18 protein-coding genes are annotated in these 14,699 nt (G+C 68.6%); 8 read left to right on the forward strand and 10 right to left on the reverse strand.

Features of this window, described 5'->3' with window-relative positions; translation table 11 throughout:
- Nucleotides 1–32 precede the first annotated feature (32 nt).
- From hisA to TMO_RS16970, 8 genes are all read left to right on the forward strand, one after another.
- Nucleotides 33–764, forward strand: a complete 732-nt coding sequence (gene hisA, locus TMO_RS16935; protein ID WP_014746876.1) for a 1-(5-phosphoribosyl)-5-[(5-phosphoribosylamino)methylideneamino]imidazole-4-carboxamide isomerase — start codon at nucleotides 33–35, stop codon at nucleotides 762–764.
- Nucleotides 765–818: 54 nt separating this feature from the next.
- The gene (gene hisF, locus TMO_RS16940) at nucleotides 819–1,586 is read left to right on the forward strand and encodes an imidazole glycerol phosphate synthase subunit HisF (protein WP_014746877.1); all 768 of its coding nucleotides are present in this window, start codon (nucleotides 819–821) and stop codon (nucleotides 1,584–1,586) included.
- 115 nt (nucleotides 1,587–1,701) lie between these two features.
- On the forward strand, nucleotides 1,702–2,160 hold the full coding sequence (hisI, locus tag TMO_RS16945; RefSeq protein ID WP_014746878.1) for a phosphoribosyl-AMP cyclohydrolase: 459 nt from the start codon (nucleotides 1,702–1,704) through the stop codon (nucleotides 2,158–2,160).
- Entirely contained in the window at nucleotides 2,141–2,515 is a 375-nt protein-coding gene (locus TMO_RS16950) for a phosphoribosyl-ATP diphosphatase (protein WP_014746879.1), read from the forward strand. The genes hisI and TMO_RS16950 overlap by 20 nt, the downstream gene beginning before the upstream one ends.
- Before the next feature lie 113 nt (nucleotides 2,516–2,628).
- Nucleotides 2,629–2,997, forward strand: coding sequence for a histidine triad nucleotide-binding protein (locus TMO_RS16955; protein WP_014746880.1), 369 nt, complete (start codon nucleotides 2,629–2,631; stop codon nucleotides 2,995–2,997).
- A gap of 108 nt (nucleotides 2,998–3,105) precedes the next feature.
- Nucleotides 3,106–4,440, forward strand: coding sequence for a ferric reductase-like transmembrane domain-containing protein (locus tag TMO_RS16960; protein ID WP_187297792.1), 1,335 nt, complete (start codon nucleotides 3,106–3,108; stop codon nucleotides 4,438–4,440).
- 73 nt (nucleotides 4,441–4,513) lie between these two features.
- Nucleotides 4,514–5,428: a 2-dehydro-3-deoxygalactonokinase gene (locus TMO_RS16965; RefSeq protein WP_014746882.1), complete on the forward strand. Its 915-nt coding sequence runs from the start codon at nucleotides 4,514–4,516 to the stop codon at nucleotides 5,426–5,428.
- 57 nt (nucleotides 5,429–5,485) lie between these two features.
- Nucleotides 5,486–6,118: a 2-dehydro-3-deoxy-6-phosphogalactonate aldolase gene (locus TMO_RS16970; RefSeq protein ID WP_014746883.1), complete on the forward strand. Its 633-nt coding sequence runs from the start codon at nucleotides 5,486–5,488 to the stop codon at nucleotides 6,116–6,118.
- Here TMO_RS16970 and mbnC read toward each other — a convergent pair whose 3' ends face one another.
- The 10 genes from mbnC to TMO_RS17015 all read right to left on the reverse strand — a co-directional run bounded on the left by mbnC (nucleotide 6,119) and on the right by TMO_RS17015 (nucleotide 14,592).
- On the reverse strand, nucleotides 6,119–6,739 hold the full coding sequence (gene mbnC, locus TMO_RS16975) for a methanobactin biosynthesis protein MbnC (RefSeq protein ID WP_014746884.1): 621 nt from the start codon (nucleotides 6,737–6,739) through the stop codon (nucleotides 6,119–6,121).
- On the reverse strand, nucleotides 6,732–7,538 hold the full coding sequence (gene mbnB, locus TMO_RS16980; protein WP_041606794.1) for a methanobactin biosynthesis protein MbnB: 807 nt from the start codon (nucleotides 7,536–7,538) through the stop codon (nucleotides 6,732–6,734). The genes mbnC and mbnB overlap by 8 nt, the downstream gene beginning before the upstream one ends.
- 90 nt (nucleotides 7,539–7,628) lie before the next feature.
- A complete protein-coding gene (mbnA, locus tag TMO_RS30555) occupies nucleotides 7,629–7,718 on the reverse strand; it encodes a methanobactin (RefSeq protein WP_074448731.1) in 90 nt (29 codons plus the stop codon).
- Between the two features lie 168 nt (nucleotides 7,719–7,886).
- Nucleotides 7,887–9,005 (reverse strand): methanobactin export MATE transporter MbnM, encoded by a 1,119-nt coding sequence (locus tag TMO_RS16985; protein ID WP_014746886.1) that lies wholly within the window; start codon nucleotides 9,003–9,005, stop codon nucleotides 7,887–7,889.
- Nucleotides 9,002–9,859 carry an MbnP family copper-binding protein gene (locus TMO_RS16990; RefSeq protein WP_014746887.1) on the reverse strand — a complete coding sequence of 286 codons (858 nt, stop codon included), beginning with the start codon at nucleotides 9,857–9,859 and terminating at the stop codon, nucleotides 9,002–9,004. The genes TMO_RS16985 and TMO_RS16990 overlap by 4 nt, the downstream gene beginning before the upstream one ends.
- 13 nt (nucleotides 9,860–9,872) lie before the next feature.
- Nucleotides 9,873–11,951 (reverse strand): TonB-dependent hemoglobin/transferrin/lactoferrin family receptor, encoded by a 2,079-nt coding sequence (locus tag TMO_RS16995; protein WP_014746888.1) that lies wholly within the window; start codon nucleotides 11,949–11,951, stop codon nucleotides 9,873–9,875.
- Nucleotides 11,952–12,086: 135 nt separating this feature from the next.
- On the reverse strand, nucleotides 12,087–12,524 hold the full coding sequence (locus TMO_RS17000) for a DUF2946 family protein (RefSeq protein ID WP_187297793.1): 438 nt from the start codon (nucleotides 12,522–12,524) through the stop codon (nucleotides 12,087–12,089).
- Between the two features lie 92 nt (nucleotides 12,525–12,616).
- A complete protein-coding gene (locus TMO_RS17005; RefSeq protein WP_014746890.1) occupies nucleotides 12,617–13,141 on the reverse strand; it encodes an ImmA/IrrE family metallo-endopeptidase in 525 nt (174 codons plus the stop codon).
- Complete coding sequence (locus tag TMO_RS17010; protein ID WP_014746891.1) at nucleotides 13,134–13,481, reverse strand: hypothetical protein; 348 nt, start codon at nucleotides 13,479–13,481, stop codon at nucleotides 13,134–13,136. The genes TMO_RS17005 and TMO_RS17010 overlap by 8 nt, the downstream gene beginning before the upstream one ends.
- A 124-nt stretch (nucleotides 13,482–13,605) precedes the next feature.
- The gene (locus tag TMO_RS17015; protein ID WP_014746892.1) at nucleotides 13,606–14,592 is read right to left on the reverse strand and encodes an AraC family transcriptional regulator; all 987 of its coding nucleotides are present in this window, start codon (nucleotides 14,590–14,592) and stop codon (nucleotides 13,606–13,608) included.
- Between the last annotated feature and the right edge of the window lie 107 nt (nucleotides 14,593–14,699).

The raw sequence follows: 14,699 nt of genomic DNA on the forward strand, positions 1-14,699 counted from the left end.
GACTTCCGCGACTTCGACAGGACGACAGCCCCGTGATCATCTATCCCGCCATCGATCTGAAGGACGGCGCCTGCGTGCGTCTGGTGCAGGGCGACATGGACCGTGCCACGGTCTTCGCCGACGATCCCGGCGCCCAGGCCGCCCGTTTCCGCGACCAGGGTTTCGCATGGCTGCATGTGGTGGATCTGAACGGCGCCTTCGCCGGCCGGCCGGTGAATGCGGCCGCGGTAGAGGCGATCGTGAAGGCGGTGGATCTGCCGGTGCAGCTGGGCGGCGGCATCCGCGATCTCGCCACCGTCGAGGACTGGCTGTCCCGCGGCCTGGCGCGGGTGATCCTCGGTACGATCGCGGTGCGCGATCCGGCGCTGGTGCGCGAGGCCTGCCGGCTGTTCCCGGGCAAGGTCGCGGTCGGCATCGATGCCCGTGACGGCATGGTCGCGGTCGAAGGCTGGGCCGAGACCTCGACCATGAGCGCGGTGGATCTGGGCCTCGCCTTCGAAGATGCCGGTGCCGCCGCGATCATCTACACCGATATCGGCCGCGACGGCACGCTGCAGGGCCATGATGCCGAACAGACCGCGCGCCTGGCCGAGCGGCTGACCACCCCGGTCATCGCCAGCGGCGGCGTCGCCTCGATCGACGACATCCGCGCGATCAAGGCGGTGGAACATCGCGGCGTCGCCGGCGTGGTCACCGGCCGCGCGCTTTATGACGGCCGGCTGGATCCCGCCGCGGCCCTGGCGGTGGCTGCCGGCCGCGCCTGATCCGACCCTGCCTTCTTCCCACGCGGACGTCCCTTTCCTGCCAAGGACCCGGCCATGCTGAAGACCCGCATCATTCCCTGCCTGGACGTGAAGGACGGCCGCGTGGTCAAGGGCGTCAACTTCGTCGGCCTGCGCGATGCCGGTGATCCGGTCGAACAGGCCCGGCTCTACGATGCCGCCGGCGCCGACGAACTCACCTTCCTCGACATCACCGCCTCGCACGAGAACCGCGGCACCATCCTGGATGTCGTCGCCCGCACGGCCGAACATTGCTTCATGCCGGTGACGGTGGGCGGCGGCGTGCGGGCGCTGGAGGATATCCGCGCCCTGCTGCTGGCCGGTGCCGACAAGGTCTCGATCAACTCCGCCGCCGTCGCCCGCCCCGAACTGGTCGCCGAAGCCGCCGGCAAGTTCGGCAGCCAGTGCATCGTGGTCGCGATCGATGCCAAGCTGGGCGACAGCGGCCGCTTCGAGATCTTCACCCATGGCGGACGCAAGCCCACCGGCATCGATGCGGTCGACTGGGCGGTCCGGATGGCGGAGTACGGCGCCGGCGAGCTGCTGGTGACCTCGATGGACCGCGACGGCACCCGGGCGGGTTTCGACCTGCCGCTGACCCGCGCCATGGCCGATGCGGTCACGGTGCCGGTGATCGCCAGCGGCGGTGTCGGCACGCTCGACCATCTGGTCGAAGGGGTGCGCGAAGGCCATGCCTCGGCGGTGCTGGCCGCCTCGATCTTCCATTTCGGCCAGCACACCATCGCCGAGGCCAAGCAGCATATGGCCGCGGCGGGCATCCCTGTGCGCCTGCCGGGCCAGTAAGCCTGCGCCGAAACCTCGCGCTCTTGATGAATATCCCATGACGGCGGCGTATCTGGTTGGAACCAGATTGCAACTGTCATAATTTTCCCTCTGTTGTTCCAAGGAACCGCATCCCATGTGCTCCACCCACGACACCGATGCGACCGTGCCGGCCGCTGCCGGCGCTGCGGACCGCTTCGACGCGGCGGTGGCGCGCATCCATTTCAACGGCGACGGTCTGGTTCCGGCCATCGCCCAGGATGCCGCGACCGGCGAGGTCTTGATGATGGCCTGGATGAACGAGGCGGCGGTGCGCGAGACGCTGGCCACCCGCCGCGGCGTCTATTGGTCGCGGTCCCGCAAGGGGCTGTGGCGCAAGGGCGAAAGTTCCGGCCAGATGCAACACCTGAAGGCGTTCCGTATCGACTGCGACGGCGATACGGTGCTGCTGCTGGTGAACCAGCAGGGCGTCGCCTGCCACACCGGCCGGCGGAGCTGTTTTTTCGACGAGGTGAACCCGGAGACCGGCGACATCACCACCATCATGACCCCAGAGATCGACCCGGAGACGCTGTATGGCCGACGGACGGACTGACACCATCAAGACAAAGAACGACACCGCCGGCCAGACCGACTGGGACGTGCTCGACCGCCTTGTGACCACCATCCGGTCGCGCAAGGGGGCCGATCCGTCCAGCTCGTATGTCGCCAAGCTGCTGGGCAAGGGCCGGCTGAAGATGGCCCAGAAGGTGGGTGAAGAAGCGGTCGAGGTCGCTATCGCCGCGGTCGCCCAGGACAAGGACGCGCTGATCGACGAAAGCGCTGATCTGCTTTTCCACCTGATGGTGCTCTGGGCCGATGCCGGCCTCGACCCGGCCGATGTGATGGCCACGCTCGGCCGCCGCGAGGGCCGTTCGGGCATCGACGAGAAGAAGAACCGCAAGAACTGAAGACGCCGGGGCCAGGCCGGACACCCGGGCGTGGCGGCCGGGGTTGACGAACCGGGGCGGCACACCGGAACATGGCGGCCGACCTCAGACCGTCCATCCGGAGCCGCCCTCCCATGGCCTATGATCCGAACAACATCTTCGCCCGCATACTGCGCGGCGAGCTGCCCTGCAAGACCGTCTACGAAGACGAGCATGTGCTCGCCTTCAGCGACATCCGGCCGCTTGCCGATGTCCATGTGCTGGTGATCCCGAAGGGCGCCTATGTCTCGCTCGACGATTTCACCGCCGGGGCAGGCCCCGAGGTGGTCGGTCACTTCTTCAAGGTGGTGGGCGAAATCGCCCGCATCACCGGTGTCGCCGAAACCGGCTATCGGATCATCTCCAACATCGGCGCCCATGGCCATCAGGAGGTGCCGCACCTCCATGTGCATGTGATCGGCGGCCGGCCGCTGGGCCGGATGCTGCCCGACGCCCGCGGCTGACGGTGCGACCGGCCTGACGCAACGGCGGATACCCCTGGTGTCCGCCGTTTTCCGTTCGGCCGACCGGAGATGATGGCAAAAGAGGGAATGACGGGGATGAGGATGGGATTGCAGACCATCCGGCACCGGTTGGTCGCCATGGCGCCGGGATGGTGGCTGACGCTGGCAGCTCTCATCATCACCACCCTGCTCTGGGGGCTGGGGCGTGCGGCCATCTCCGATGCCGATCCTCTGCCTGCCGGCCCTCTTCCCGACTGGCGCCCGCCCAGCCTGCTGCTCTCGGCCTGGTCGATCACCCTGATGGCGGTGCTGCTGCTCTCCACTGCCCGGGCCCGCAGCATAGAACCGCTGTTCGGCGGGCTGGACCGCGCGGTCCGGCTGCACCGGCAGCTCGGCCCCATCGCCATCGGCCTGGTACTGGTGCATGTCGCCCTCTACATCCCATCCGAATTGCGGCCGGGTGGCTCGGTGGCGGGGCTGTTGATCCCCTTCTGGTCCGGCGGGGCCGCAGGCTTCAACGCCCTGATCCTCTGGGTGGTGATCCTCTGGACCGGGCTCGCCTATAGCGGCCGGCTGCGCTATGAACGCTGGCTGTCGCTGCATGGCCTGCTGGGGCCGATCTTCATCGCCACCGCCGCCCATGCCCTGGGCGCCGGCCCGACCATCCGGGCCTATGAACCGCTGCGCTTCTGGATGTGGGTGCTGGTGCTGACCGGCGCTGGGGCCTGGGTCTGGCGGGTGCTGCTCTACCGGCGGCTGGCGCCGCGCTACCCCTATCGGCTGCGGGCCTTGCGGCAGGTCTCCGACGACACGCTCGATCTGGTGCTGCGCCCGACCGCCCGGCGGATGATCTACGAACCGGGTACCTTCGTGTTCATCGCCCGGCCCGGCCTTGCGGAACTGCACCCGTTCTCCATCTCCTCCTCGCCGGCAGAGCGCGATCTCAGGGTCTCGATCCGCATGGCGGGTGATTTCACCCGCGGGCTGGTCACGCTCGCGCCCGAGGATCCGATCGATGTCTTCGGCCCCTTCGGCGGCTTCTCGCCCCATCGCCATGGCCGGCACCGGCGGATGATCTGGATCGGCGCCGGCATCGGCATCACGCCCTTTCTCGGCATGCTGCGCTTTGAAACCGTCAACGACGATTTCCGCCGGGTCTGGCTGTGGTATCTGGCCCGCGATGCCGCCCACGCCCCCTATGACGCTGAGATCCGCGAGACCGTGCCCAAGGCCGAGTCCTGGATCGACTACGAGCTGTGGACCACCGCCGATCGCGGCCGGCTGACCGCCGCCCGGGTGCTGGAAACCGTGCGGCCGCTCGACGACGGCATCGCCGTCATGCTCTGCGGCACGCCCGCTTTCGTTCGCGACATGACCCGCCAGTTCCTGGCCGAAGGCCTGGCCCCCGACCGGATCATCGCCGAGGATTTCCGCTTCCGTTGAGCGGCCGGACGGGTCAGCATCCGGGGGTCGGGGCGCGTGCCCTGCCTGCCTGACCCAGCGGCATGGTGACCGGATGCATGATACAGCCTTCATCGCCCTCGACTGGGGCACCAGCAGTTTCCGGCTCTGGCTGATCGGCCATGACGGCCGGGTGCTCGCCGAACGCCGCAGCGCCGAAGGCATGACCACGGCCGCCGCGACCGGTTTCGAGGCGGTGCTTGAAGGCCACCTCGCCGATCTGGGCGTGCCCGCCACCGTGCCGGCACTCGCCTGCGGCATGGTCGGTGCCCGTCAGGGCTGGGTGGAGGCCGGCTATGTCGACACCCCGGCCCGGCTGACCGGGATCGCGGCCGGCGCAGTGCGCGTGCCCGGCATCGCCCGCGACGTCCGCATCCTGCCCGGCATCGCCCGGCGCGACCCGGCCGCCCCCGACGTCATCCGCGGCGAGGAGACCCAGATCCTGGGCGCCCTTGCCGCCCACGGCCTTCAGGCGGCCACGCTCTGCATGCCCGGCACCCATTCGAAATGGGGCCGGGTCGCCGAGGGGTGCCTCAGCGCCTTCAGCACCTTCATGACCGGCGAGCTTTTTGCCGCCGTCACCGGCCACACCATCCTCGCCCATGCGGTGGCCGGCGCCCCCGACGACGAGGATATGGAGGCCTTCCGCCAGGCCGTCGCCGCGGCCCTCGCCGCACCGGCGCGGATCGCGAACCTGCTGTTCCAGGTTCGCGGCGGTCAGCTGCTGTTCGGCCGGGGGGCCGCCGCCGCGCGGGAGACCATCTCGGGCAGCCTGATCGGGCTGGAAATCGCCGGCGGCCACACCGCCGACGGCAGCGAGCTGGTGCTGATCGCCGCGGGCCGCCTCGCGCGGCTCTATGGCGTGGCATTCGACGTGGCGGGCCTGCCCCATCGGGTGATCGATGCCGATGCCGCGGTGCTGGGCGGCCTCTCGCTTGCCGCCCGCAGCATCTGGCCATCCCGGACCTGACTGCCACACACCTGACTGCCACATACCTGACCGGGCCCACCGACGGAGACCTGCCTGATGGATCGCATTCCCTTTCCGCCGATGGCGCGGCCGCTGATCGCCATCCTGCGCGGCATCCAGCCCCACGAGACCGAAGCCGTGGTGTCGGAGCTGATCGAGGCCGGGCTGACCGCGATCGAGATCCCGCTGAACTCGCCCGACCCCTTCCGCTCGATCGGGATCGCGGCACGGCTGGCGCCCGAGCCGGTGATCGTCGGTGGCGGTACGGTGCTGACCCCGGCCGATGTCGCCCGCCTGCACCAGGCCGGCGGCCGGCTGCTGGTCACCCCCAATTGCGACCCGGTGGTGATCCGCACCGCCCATGGTCTGGGCATGGTCTCGATGCCGGGCGTGTTCACCGCCACCGAGGCGCTCGCCGCCGCTGCCGCCGGCGCCACCGGCCTCAAATTCTTCCCGGCCAGCGTGCTCGGCCCCCAGGGCATCACCGCCATCCGCGCGGTCCTGCCGCCCGAGCTGGTGATCGCCGCGGTGGGCGGCGTGTCCGACCGCAATTTCGCCGACTATATCCGGGCCGGCATCACCGCCTTCGGTCTCGGCACCAGCCTCTACAAACCGGGCATGAGTGCCGCCGATGTCCGCGCCCGGGCCGATGCCACCATCGCCGCCTATGATGCCGGCCTCGCGGCCTGATCAGAGCGGCAGATCCCGCCAGCCGGGGAAATGATCCAGCGACCGGCTGGTGGTCGTGAACCAGCCGAAGGGGGTTGCCGGGTCGGGCAGGGGGTCTTCCAGCTCCAGGGTCTCGATCTCGCGCCCGCTTTCCAGATCGGCGGGCTTCCAGCCCACCACCAGCGGCAGGGCCCCGCGATCGGCGCTCCGGGTACCGATCACCAGCCCCACCGCCGGGCTCCGGTCGGTCACCGCCCAGCGTGCCGCCGCCGCCCCGATCAGGGTCAGGCGCAGGTCGTCGTCCACCCGGTCGCGAAACCCTGAGCCCTGCAGCCAGACATCCACCCAAAGATAATACGTCCAGTCGAAACTGAGCCCGCGCTCGGCCGCAAAGGCCATGAAGGGGCGGAAGATACTCATGCCGTCCGATGGTTGGCCGTCCGACGGTTGACCATCCGACGGCCGGCCATCCTCGCCGTCCAGCCTCAACAGTCCCGGGCAGATGTCGAACAGGGTGTGCCAGTAGATCCTGAGGCTGGTATCGACCCTCACCCAGGCCCGCGAGCCGACGCCCAGTTCGTCATGCCGGGCCGGAACGGTCAGATGGTCGAGCAGGTCGCTGTCGATCCGCCGCTCAGACATGGGCCGGCTCCCGACCCATCACCGCACGCAGCGTATCGATATCGGCGATGATCCGATCCTCATCCAGGTCGTCGTCGCGCTCATAGGTGATGGTCGCATCGGGGTCGGTCACCAGCGCACGGCAAAGGGCCAGGGCCGCGCGGGTATCGGCCGCCAGCGCCCGGTCATGGGTATCGAGCACGATCGGCGGCTGGCCGACCGAGTGGTCATAGCCGGCGACATGAAACTGCCGGGCGCTGCGGATCACCTCTGTCCAGGCCTCGAACGGCAGGCCGCAATTATGGGTCGCACAAACCGCGTTCGACACGTCGAACAGCACCGTGCAGCCGGTCCGTGCGGTCAGGCGCCGGAAGAAATCCGGCGCATCCCGCCCGCCATCCATGATCGAGGGATAGTTTTCGAAAGCGATGGTGCAGCCCAGCCGGTCCTGCCAGCGCGCCACCCGGTCCGCCACCCGCTCGAACTCGCCCGCATAGTCGATCTCGGCCAGATGCAGCAGATGCCGGCCCTGATGGGTGAAGCGGGCGATGTGGTCCGACACATAGATCGGCCGGGTTTCGCGGATGATCGCCGTCAGCCGCAGGGCCAGCTCGTCCAGCTCCGCCTCGGGCCGTTCCATGAATTTCGAAAACATGATGTGCAGCCCCACCGGGGCATCGAAGGCGGCCGCGATCTGCGCCGGCGGCACCGCCAGGAAATTGTCGACCAGCAGTTCGACATAGTCGATCCGCCCGGCCGCAATCAGCCGCCGCACCATCGGTGCGGTTGCCCCCAGGGTGAAGTTGAAGCCGATCCGCAAGGCGGCACCTCCGTCGTCGGGCATATCGTCAGGAATGGTGTCGGGGATGGGGAGCGGCCGGACGGCCGCTCCCCACATGCCCGCACCCGCTCAGCCGGCGACGGCGCAGATGGTGGCGCAGCGCGCACCGGCGCGGCCGGCGATCTGCAGGGCCTTGCGGGCGCTGATCTTGATCGACATGAGAGCGTCTCCTTTTGACAATAATCATGGGGTCCGAATGATGTATTCATCCGGTCTTCACATATGCATCACACCCGTATCGGGCTTACGATGCTTTCATGACTCTATGTTTATCCTGATGTTGAGTCGACTCGTATTTTCATCATACCGCGAGTATTTAAATTTGACTCAATCCTGGGGCGCGGCATGCCGTGGGTCGGTCAGAAACTGCGCATCGGTCAGGGTCTTCAGGAAGGCGACGATATCGGCGCGGTCGCGCGCATCCAGATCGATGCGCACGATCAGATCGCTCTTCCATGGATTGCGGCGGCCGTCGCCGGCATCCGGGCCGCCGGTGATCTGCCGGCCGCCGGCGGCGTAGATCTCCAGCACCTCTTCCAGCATCCCGACGCTGCCGTCATGCATATAGGGGGCGGTCACCGCCACATTGCGCAGCGACGGCGCCCGGAAGGCGCCCATATCCCCGGCGCGGCCGGTCATCTCGATCAGCCCCCGATCCGTGGCCGGATAGGCGCCGGTCCCGTCCAGGTCATAGAGCCCGGTGTTGTGGAAGGCGCGGTCGACCACGCGGCTGCGCGCGTGCACCACCTGATCGTTGAAGTTGAAGCTGCCATGGCAGTGATGGCATTCGGCCTTTTCGCCGAAAAACAGGTCATGGCCGCGCCGTTCGGCCTCGGTAAAACTCTCCTCGCCCGCCAGCCAGCGGTCGTAGCGCGACGAGAACGAGACCAGGCTGCGCTCGTAACTGGCAATCGCGCGGATGATCGAGGTCAGGCTCACCGGCGCGGCCATCTCGGGGAAAGCGGTCCGGAAGGCCGCGACCATTTCCGGATCGGACCGGAAGCGGTTCAGCACCGTCTCGCGATTGGCATCGGTCAGGCCCATCTCCACCGGATCGATGCCGAACAGCGGCACGGCCATCTGCGCTTCCAGCGTCACCAGCGCCGGGTTGGCCCAGGTCAGGCTGGCATTCCAGGCGACATTGGCCAGCCCCTGGGCATTGCGCCGCACCACGTCGCCCGTGGCGCCCACCGGATGGGCGCGGCCATCGGCGAAGCCCAGCGCCTGGAGATGACAGTCCGAACAGGCGAGCGTGCCGTTGCCCGACAGTCTGGGGTCGTGGAACAGCCGCCGGCCAAGCTCCACCTTGGCCGGGGTCATCGGATTGTCGGCCGGCACGCGCGGCGGCGGGACATGGGCCGGCAGATCCCAGACCCAGCCCTCCGCACGGGCGCCGCCGGCAACCGCCAGCCAGACCATGGTCAGGGCCAGCAGCAGCCGGATCATTTCGCCACCACCCGAAAGGCGGTGGCGACGCCCCCTGCCAGCCCCAGCCGTTCGAAAACCGCCGCACAATCGGCATCGTCGGGCGCGCTCATGCAACCCACCGCCCCGCCCTGGTCGCGCGCAAGGTCGGTGGCGGCGAACAGCACCGCCAGATCCAGCACCACCTGCGCGCGGGCGGGATCGAACGCTGCGGTCACCACGCCCGGCCGGTTGGGCCGGTCGCAGCTGACGATCTCGCCGGTGACCGGATTGCCGGTGCAGCCGGTGGCGCCCAGATGCAGGAACCAGGTGCCGGCGCGGCCGCCATCCGGCCGTGCCACCCCGCCCTCGGGCACAAGTTCCAGCTTCACGTATTTGCGCCCCGCCTGCCATCCCCAGCCCATCGCCGCCAGGTCCAGCGGCGGCGGCGCCAGATCGGTGGCGGTATGGTTCAGCCGCTGTGGCACGCCCAGGGTGAAGGCCAACCGCCAGGGGCCGGCCCCGGCCCCGTCATCCACCCGGCCCGTGACGCGGGTATTGGTCTCAGATGTGCCCTCGCGGCATGCGCCGGTGGCGTCTTCGGCATCGATCAGGGCGACGCCGTCATGCTGCCAGAGCGTTTCGTCCAGCATGACCGGCCAGGCTTTGCCGGCCGCATCGATCAGGGCCAGGTCGTGGACATAGAAGCGGCCATCGCGCAGGCCGGCTGCAACCGCAGGCAGCCCCAGCGCCGCGGCAGGGGCGGCGCAGCCGACCGCCACCGCCCCGGCAACGATGCCGAAGCCGATGGTGACGCTCCGCTCCGCCGCCAGGACAGGCCCGGCGGCAAGCAGAAGCAGAAGGGTGGCGAGGCGGGTAAGGCGGCAGATCATCATCGGCCCCTCCGCCTCAGAACCGTGCCGTCAGGCGCAGATTGACGCTGCGGCCTTCTTCATAGGCATAGGTCTCGGCCAGCGACTGGCGATAGGTGACATAGGCCTCGTCGAAGAGGTTGGTCACCGCTACGTCCAGCCGGTACCAGTCGCGATCGAAGGCCACCCCCAGATCATGCACCGCATAGCCGCTGCGCCGGCGGAGCGGGGTCGAGTCGTAATCCTGGGCCGCCGCATAGATGCCGGCATACCAGACCCGCCAGTCCTGGTTCACCGCATAGCCGATCCCGGCCGCGACCTTGTCCGGCGGCGCATAGAGCTGGGCGCCGGTATCGGCATCCTTGGACCGCAGCTTCGAATAGGCGAGCGAGACATCGACGGGTCCCGCCTGATAGCTGGCCTCGGCCTCGATGCCGCGGCGTTTCGCTTCGGCGACGTTGCGGCGCTGGAAGATCAACCCGGTGCCGGAAAAGGGCGCTGTGCGGGTGAAGGTGCCGACCACCTGGCTGTCGATCAGATCGTCGACCCGTTCATGGAACACGGTCGCCTTGAAGCGCAGCGCATCGCCCGGCAAGGCCAGATCGTCGAAGGCGAGGGTGAAACCGGCTTCGGTGGTATGCGCGGTCTCAGGCTGAAGTTCCGGGTTGGGGATGAAGTTGAACAGCGCCCGGGTGGCGGTCAGGTTCGGATACATCTCGGCCAGGGTCGGCGCGCGGAAGGCCTCGCCATAGCCGACGAACAGGCCCAGCACCGGGGTTGCCTGCCAGTGCAGCGCCACCTTGGGCGACAGCCGGTCATGGGACGAGGATGCCTGGCCTTCCGGGTCGATTTCATAGCGGTCGTGCCGCAGGGCCCCGATCAGGGTCCAGTCCTCGAAGATCGTCAGCTCGTCCTGGATGAAGACACCGGTGGCGGTCAGATCGCCATCCGGCAGCACCACATTCGTCGAGCCCGCCGTGCGGTTGGTGTTGGTGTCGACATAATGGTCGACGCCATAGGTCAGCTTATGCGCCAGCGCCGCCCCGGTCTCGAACCGGCTGGTGTTCTGAAGCGACAGGCCGCGGGTCTCGGTCTCGGTCGAGGTGGCGTCGAGTGGCGGGTTTTCACGGCTCGTCGTGTCGAAACGCAGTTTCGTGTAATAGAGCTGCAGGCTGCCGTCCAGCCAGCTGCGATCCGGGTCGGCGAAGGACCAGCGGCCGGAATACTGGTCCTGGCGACGCTCCAGCAGCTGCGCATAGGGGAAGAGGGCGCTGCCGCCGGGATTGTTCGGCCCGGTCAGATCATCGTCGAAACGCTGATACGAGATGTCGATCCGATGGTCGGGGCCAAGGTCGAGCCCGCCCTTGAACAGACCCGAGAGCAGATCGCCCTCGTTCTCCAGCTTGTCACCGGTGCCGGTGCGGATGTTGTCGGTGCTGCGATAGGTCAGCGCCGCCAGCAGGTCGCCATCCGTCGTGCGGGTCGTGCCGGCCACATGGCTTGAAAAGGCGTGATTGCCGCTCCGCCAGCCCAGGCTCGCCCGGCCGCCGGTGGTTTCCCCCGGCGCCAGAAGATCCTCGGGCTCCAGGGTGCGGATCGCCATCACGCCGCCCAACCCGCCGCTGCCATAGCTGGCGGAAACCGGGCCGCGCACCACGTCGATGGCGCCGATCATGTCGGGATCGATCAGCAGCGGCGAGAACACGCCGCCCTCGTTGTTCCGCCGCACCCCGTCGACCGACAGGATGATCCGCGGGCCGATGAAGCCGCGGATCGACGGGTTCTGCGCCGCAGGGCGCGGGCCGCCGCCCATGTCGACATTGGGCAGGCGGCGCAGGATGGTGAGGTCAGCCGCCTGGGCATCATCCAGCGCCGTGCGGTCGATCTGGCTGACGGAGGCCGGCAGATCGAAGGCCGAGGCTTCGGTGCGGGTGGCGGTGACGGTGATCGCCTCAAGCCGGCTGATCGGGGCGGATTTTGCTTCCGCTCCGGGGGCGTCGGTCTCTTCGGCATGGGCAGGAACGGGCTGGACGGTGATGCCCAGCAGAAGGGTGGCGGCGGCGGTGCCGGCAAGCGGCAGCCGGCCGCGCAGCACGGATGCGGCGGGTCGGGTCATGGGGTGCGGATCCGAAAGCGGGCGGGCAGCCGGCGGCCCGGGCGCGGATGGACGCGCAGCCAGGGGCCTGCCGGACCGGACGCCCCGTCCAGCCACCGGGCAGGTGGCCGACAGGGGCAGCTCTTGAAGGTCGGATCAGGCCCCGATCGGGGGTGCCCTGGCCTTAAGGGTGGCCAGATACCAGCCGGCCGCGATCAGCCCGCCGGGAAGAGGGGGGGCATCGTGGAGCCGCACCAGCCTGGGGGCAGGCGCCATGATCGGCAGCGGTGGCGTGGAACTGCCCTGCACCAGCAGGCAGAGCGGGCAATCATCGGCCGAAGGCAGCGCCTGATCGGGCCGGCCATCGGCATCCGTGTCTGCGGGCCAGTCGTCCCCGACCTGATCGGCCAGAACCAGCCGCACGCCTTCGGCGGTGCAGATCGGCGTCAGCAGCCCGAAGGCCATGGCCGGGGCATAGACCGACCAGATCATCATCTGGAACAGGAAGGCGAGCGCGCCCGTGAGCAGCCCCGCCCGGCGCAGCCGCTCCCGAAGCCGACCGCGCGGCCCCGTGCTCCGATGAGGATATGACACCCGGCGATGCTGCATCCGATGACGCTACACCGGCTCGCGTCCTGCGCACAGGGCTTTTGCATCATGCGACCCATCGTCGCAGATGGCGCCCCTCAGGTGGGCAGGCCCAGGCGGATGCGCATGGCGGTTTCAGAGACCTCCAGCCGGGCCGCCAGATCGCGGATCTCCGTCACGCCCTCGCTGTTGAGTGCCCGGATCAACGGCCAGGGCATCAGCAGCTGCGCCGCGAAACGGTTGGCCTCGGTTTCGATCGCCCCTGAGAGATGGCTGCGATAGAAGGCATCATCCTGAACACCCCCTGTGGCGACGTCTCGATGCAGCAGGAAATGCGCGATTTCATGGGCAATGGTGAAACGGCGGCGGACTTTGACATGCCGCGCATTGACCACGATCGCCCAGCCCGAGGGGCCGCCCCGTTCGGCATCCCGCACCAGCTTGCCCGAAAGCGACTCCGGCAAGGGCTCGGTCCAGACCCGCAGCCCAAGATCCCGTGCCAGCGCAACGATCTTGACCGGTGCCGACTGTTGATGGCGGGACACGACGTCGGGCACCGCCACGTCCGCAGTGACCGGCGCATCCAAGGCGGCAGGCCACTCCCGCACGGCATCTTCAATCATCCGACGTGGTCTCCTGAGGTCCGGGCGCGCCCGGTCTCTGTTCTTCTGCGGCAACGACATTGGCCGAGGCAACCCCCGCGATTCCGCGGTCGATCAGAGCCGCCATGCGCGCCTGGAATTCGGGACCGTCAAGATAGGCCCTGACGGCGCTGCCCAGGCCCTTCTCGGCAACCATCTCCGCCTGGCGTGCCGCCTTGCGAGTAATATAGGTGGCACCGAACAGCGCCACCGCCCCAAGCACGATGGTCGCCGCGGTCATGACGATGGTGGCGGTCTCCACCGAACTGAACTGGGGTGCATTGCGCAGAACGGCGTCGGCAGCCGCCTCGATCGAGTCCAAGCTCGCCTCCCCCTCAGGATCTACGAGAGCGCAGTTTCCGTGAACAGGTCGAGAACATCAAGTTCATTCGATGATATTCAACTGTAAGATTTAAATTTTTGTTTATCAAATAATTGGAGAGAGGCTATGCCGCCGACGGCGTGCTCCGCACCGCCCCCGGCGACTGCCCCGTCACCCGCTTGAACGCCCGGCTGAATGCCGCCTGCGAGGCATAGCCCAGCCGGTCGGCGACGATGTCGATCGGCAGCCGGTCGCGGCCGATCCAGCGGGTGGCGAGGCGCATGCGCAGGCCGGCCAGATAGCGCAGCGGCGTGGTGCCGGTGGCGGCCAGGAAGCGTTCGGCGAAGACCGAGCGCGAGGCGCCGGCAAGGCCGGCCAGCTCCGCCACCGTCCAGTCGCGGCCGGGGTCGCGATGCAGGGCCGCCAGCGCCCGGCCCAGGCGCGGATCGCGCAGCGCCTGCACCCAGCCCGAGGCTTCGCCGCAGCCGTTCTCCACCCAGCCGCGCAGGATCGAGGCCGCAACCACATCGGCCAGCCGCGCCAGGATCGCGGCAAAGCCGGCGCGTTCGGCGCAGGCCTCGCGCTCCATCGCCTCCAGCATCGGCAGGATTTCGGGCGTGCGGTCGATCAGGGTGGCGACCGACATCACCTCGGGCATCAACGCGACCAGCGGCTGCATGCCGCCCAGATCGAAGCTCATGCAGCCGCTGAACACCACGGCACCGGTCATGGGGCAGCACTCTGCATCGCAGGCGCGCACCGCCTCCACCTGCGCACAGAGCGTCCGGGCGGCGAAATCGTCGAGATCCTGTCCGGGCTGGCCGGGATCGGAGAGCAGAGCATGGATGCCGCCGCGGGGCAGCAGGGCCGCATCGCCGGGCCCCAGCCGCAGCAGCTCGCCCGAGGGGCTTTGCAGGAAGACCTCGCCGCGGGCGACGAAATGGAACTGCGCCCGCCCTTCTTCGCGGCCGCCATCCTCGGAGAGGTCTTTCTCCGGCGGCCCGAACCGCACCCCGCGCGGAGGGGCAATCTGGATCCGCCGATAGCGGATGCCGTCGAGCCGCATGCCCATCAGCAGCTCGCTCATCGGGTCGGACAGAGGTTCGGCCATGGTTCCGGACTTTCGATCAAAGCTTCCGGATCAGATGGCATGGATCGTCCGGAGAGTCCAGCCTACCTTCCGCTCTCCTCCTCCAACCTCTCCCCCTTCCACCCCCT

The organism is Tistrella mobilis KA081020-065 (assembly GCF_000264455.2).
Classification (GTDB): domain Bacteria; phylum Pseudomonadota; class Alphaproteobacteria; order Tistrellales; family Tistrellaceae; genus Tistrella; species Tistrella mobilis.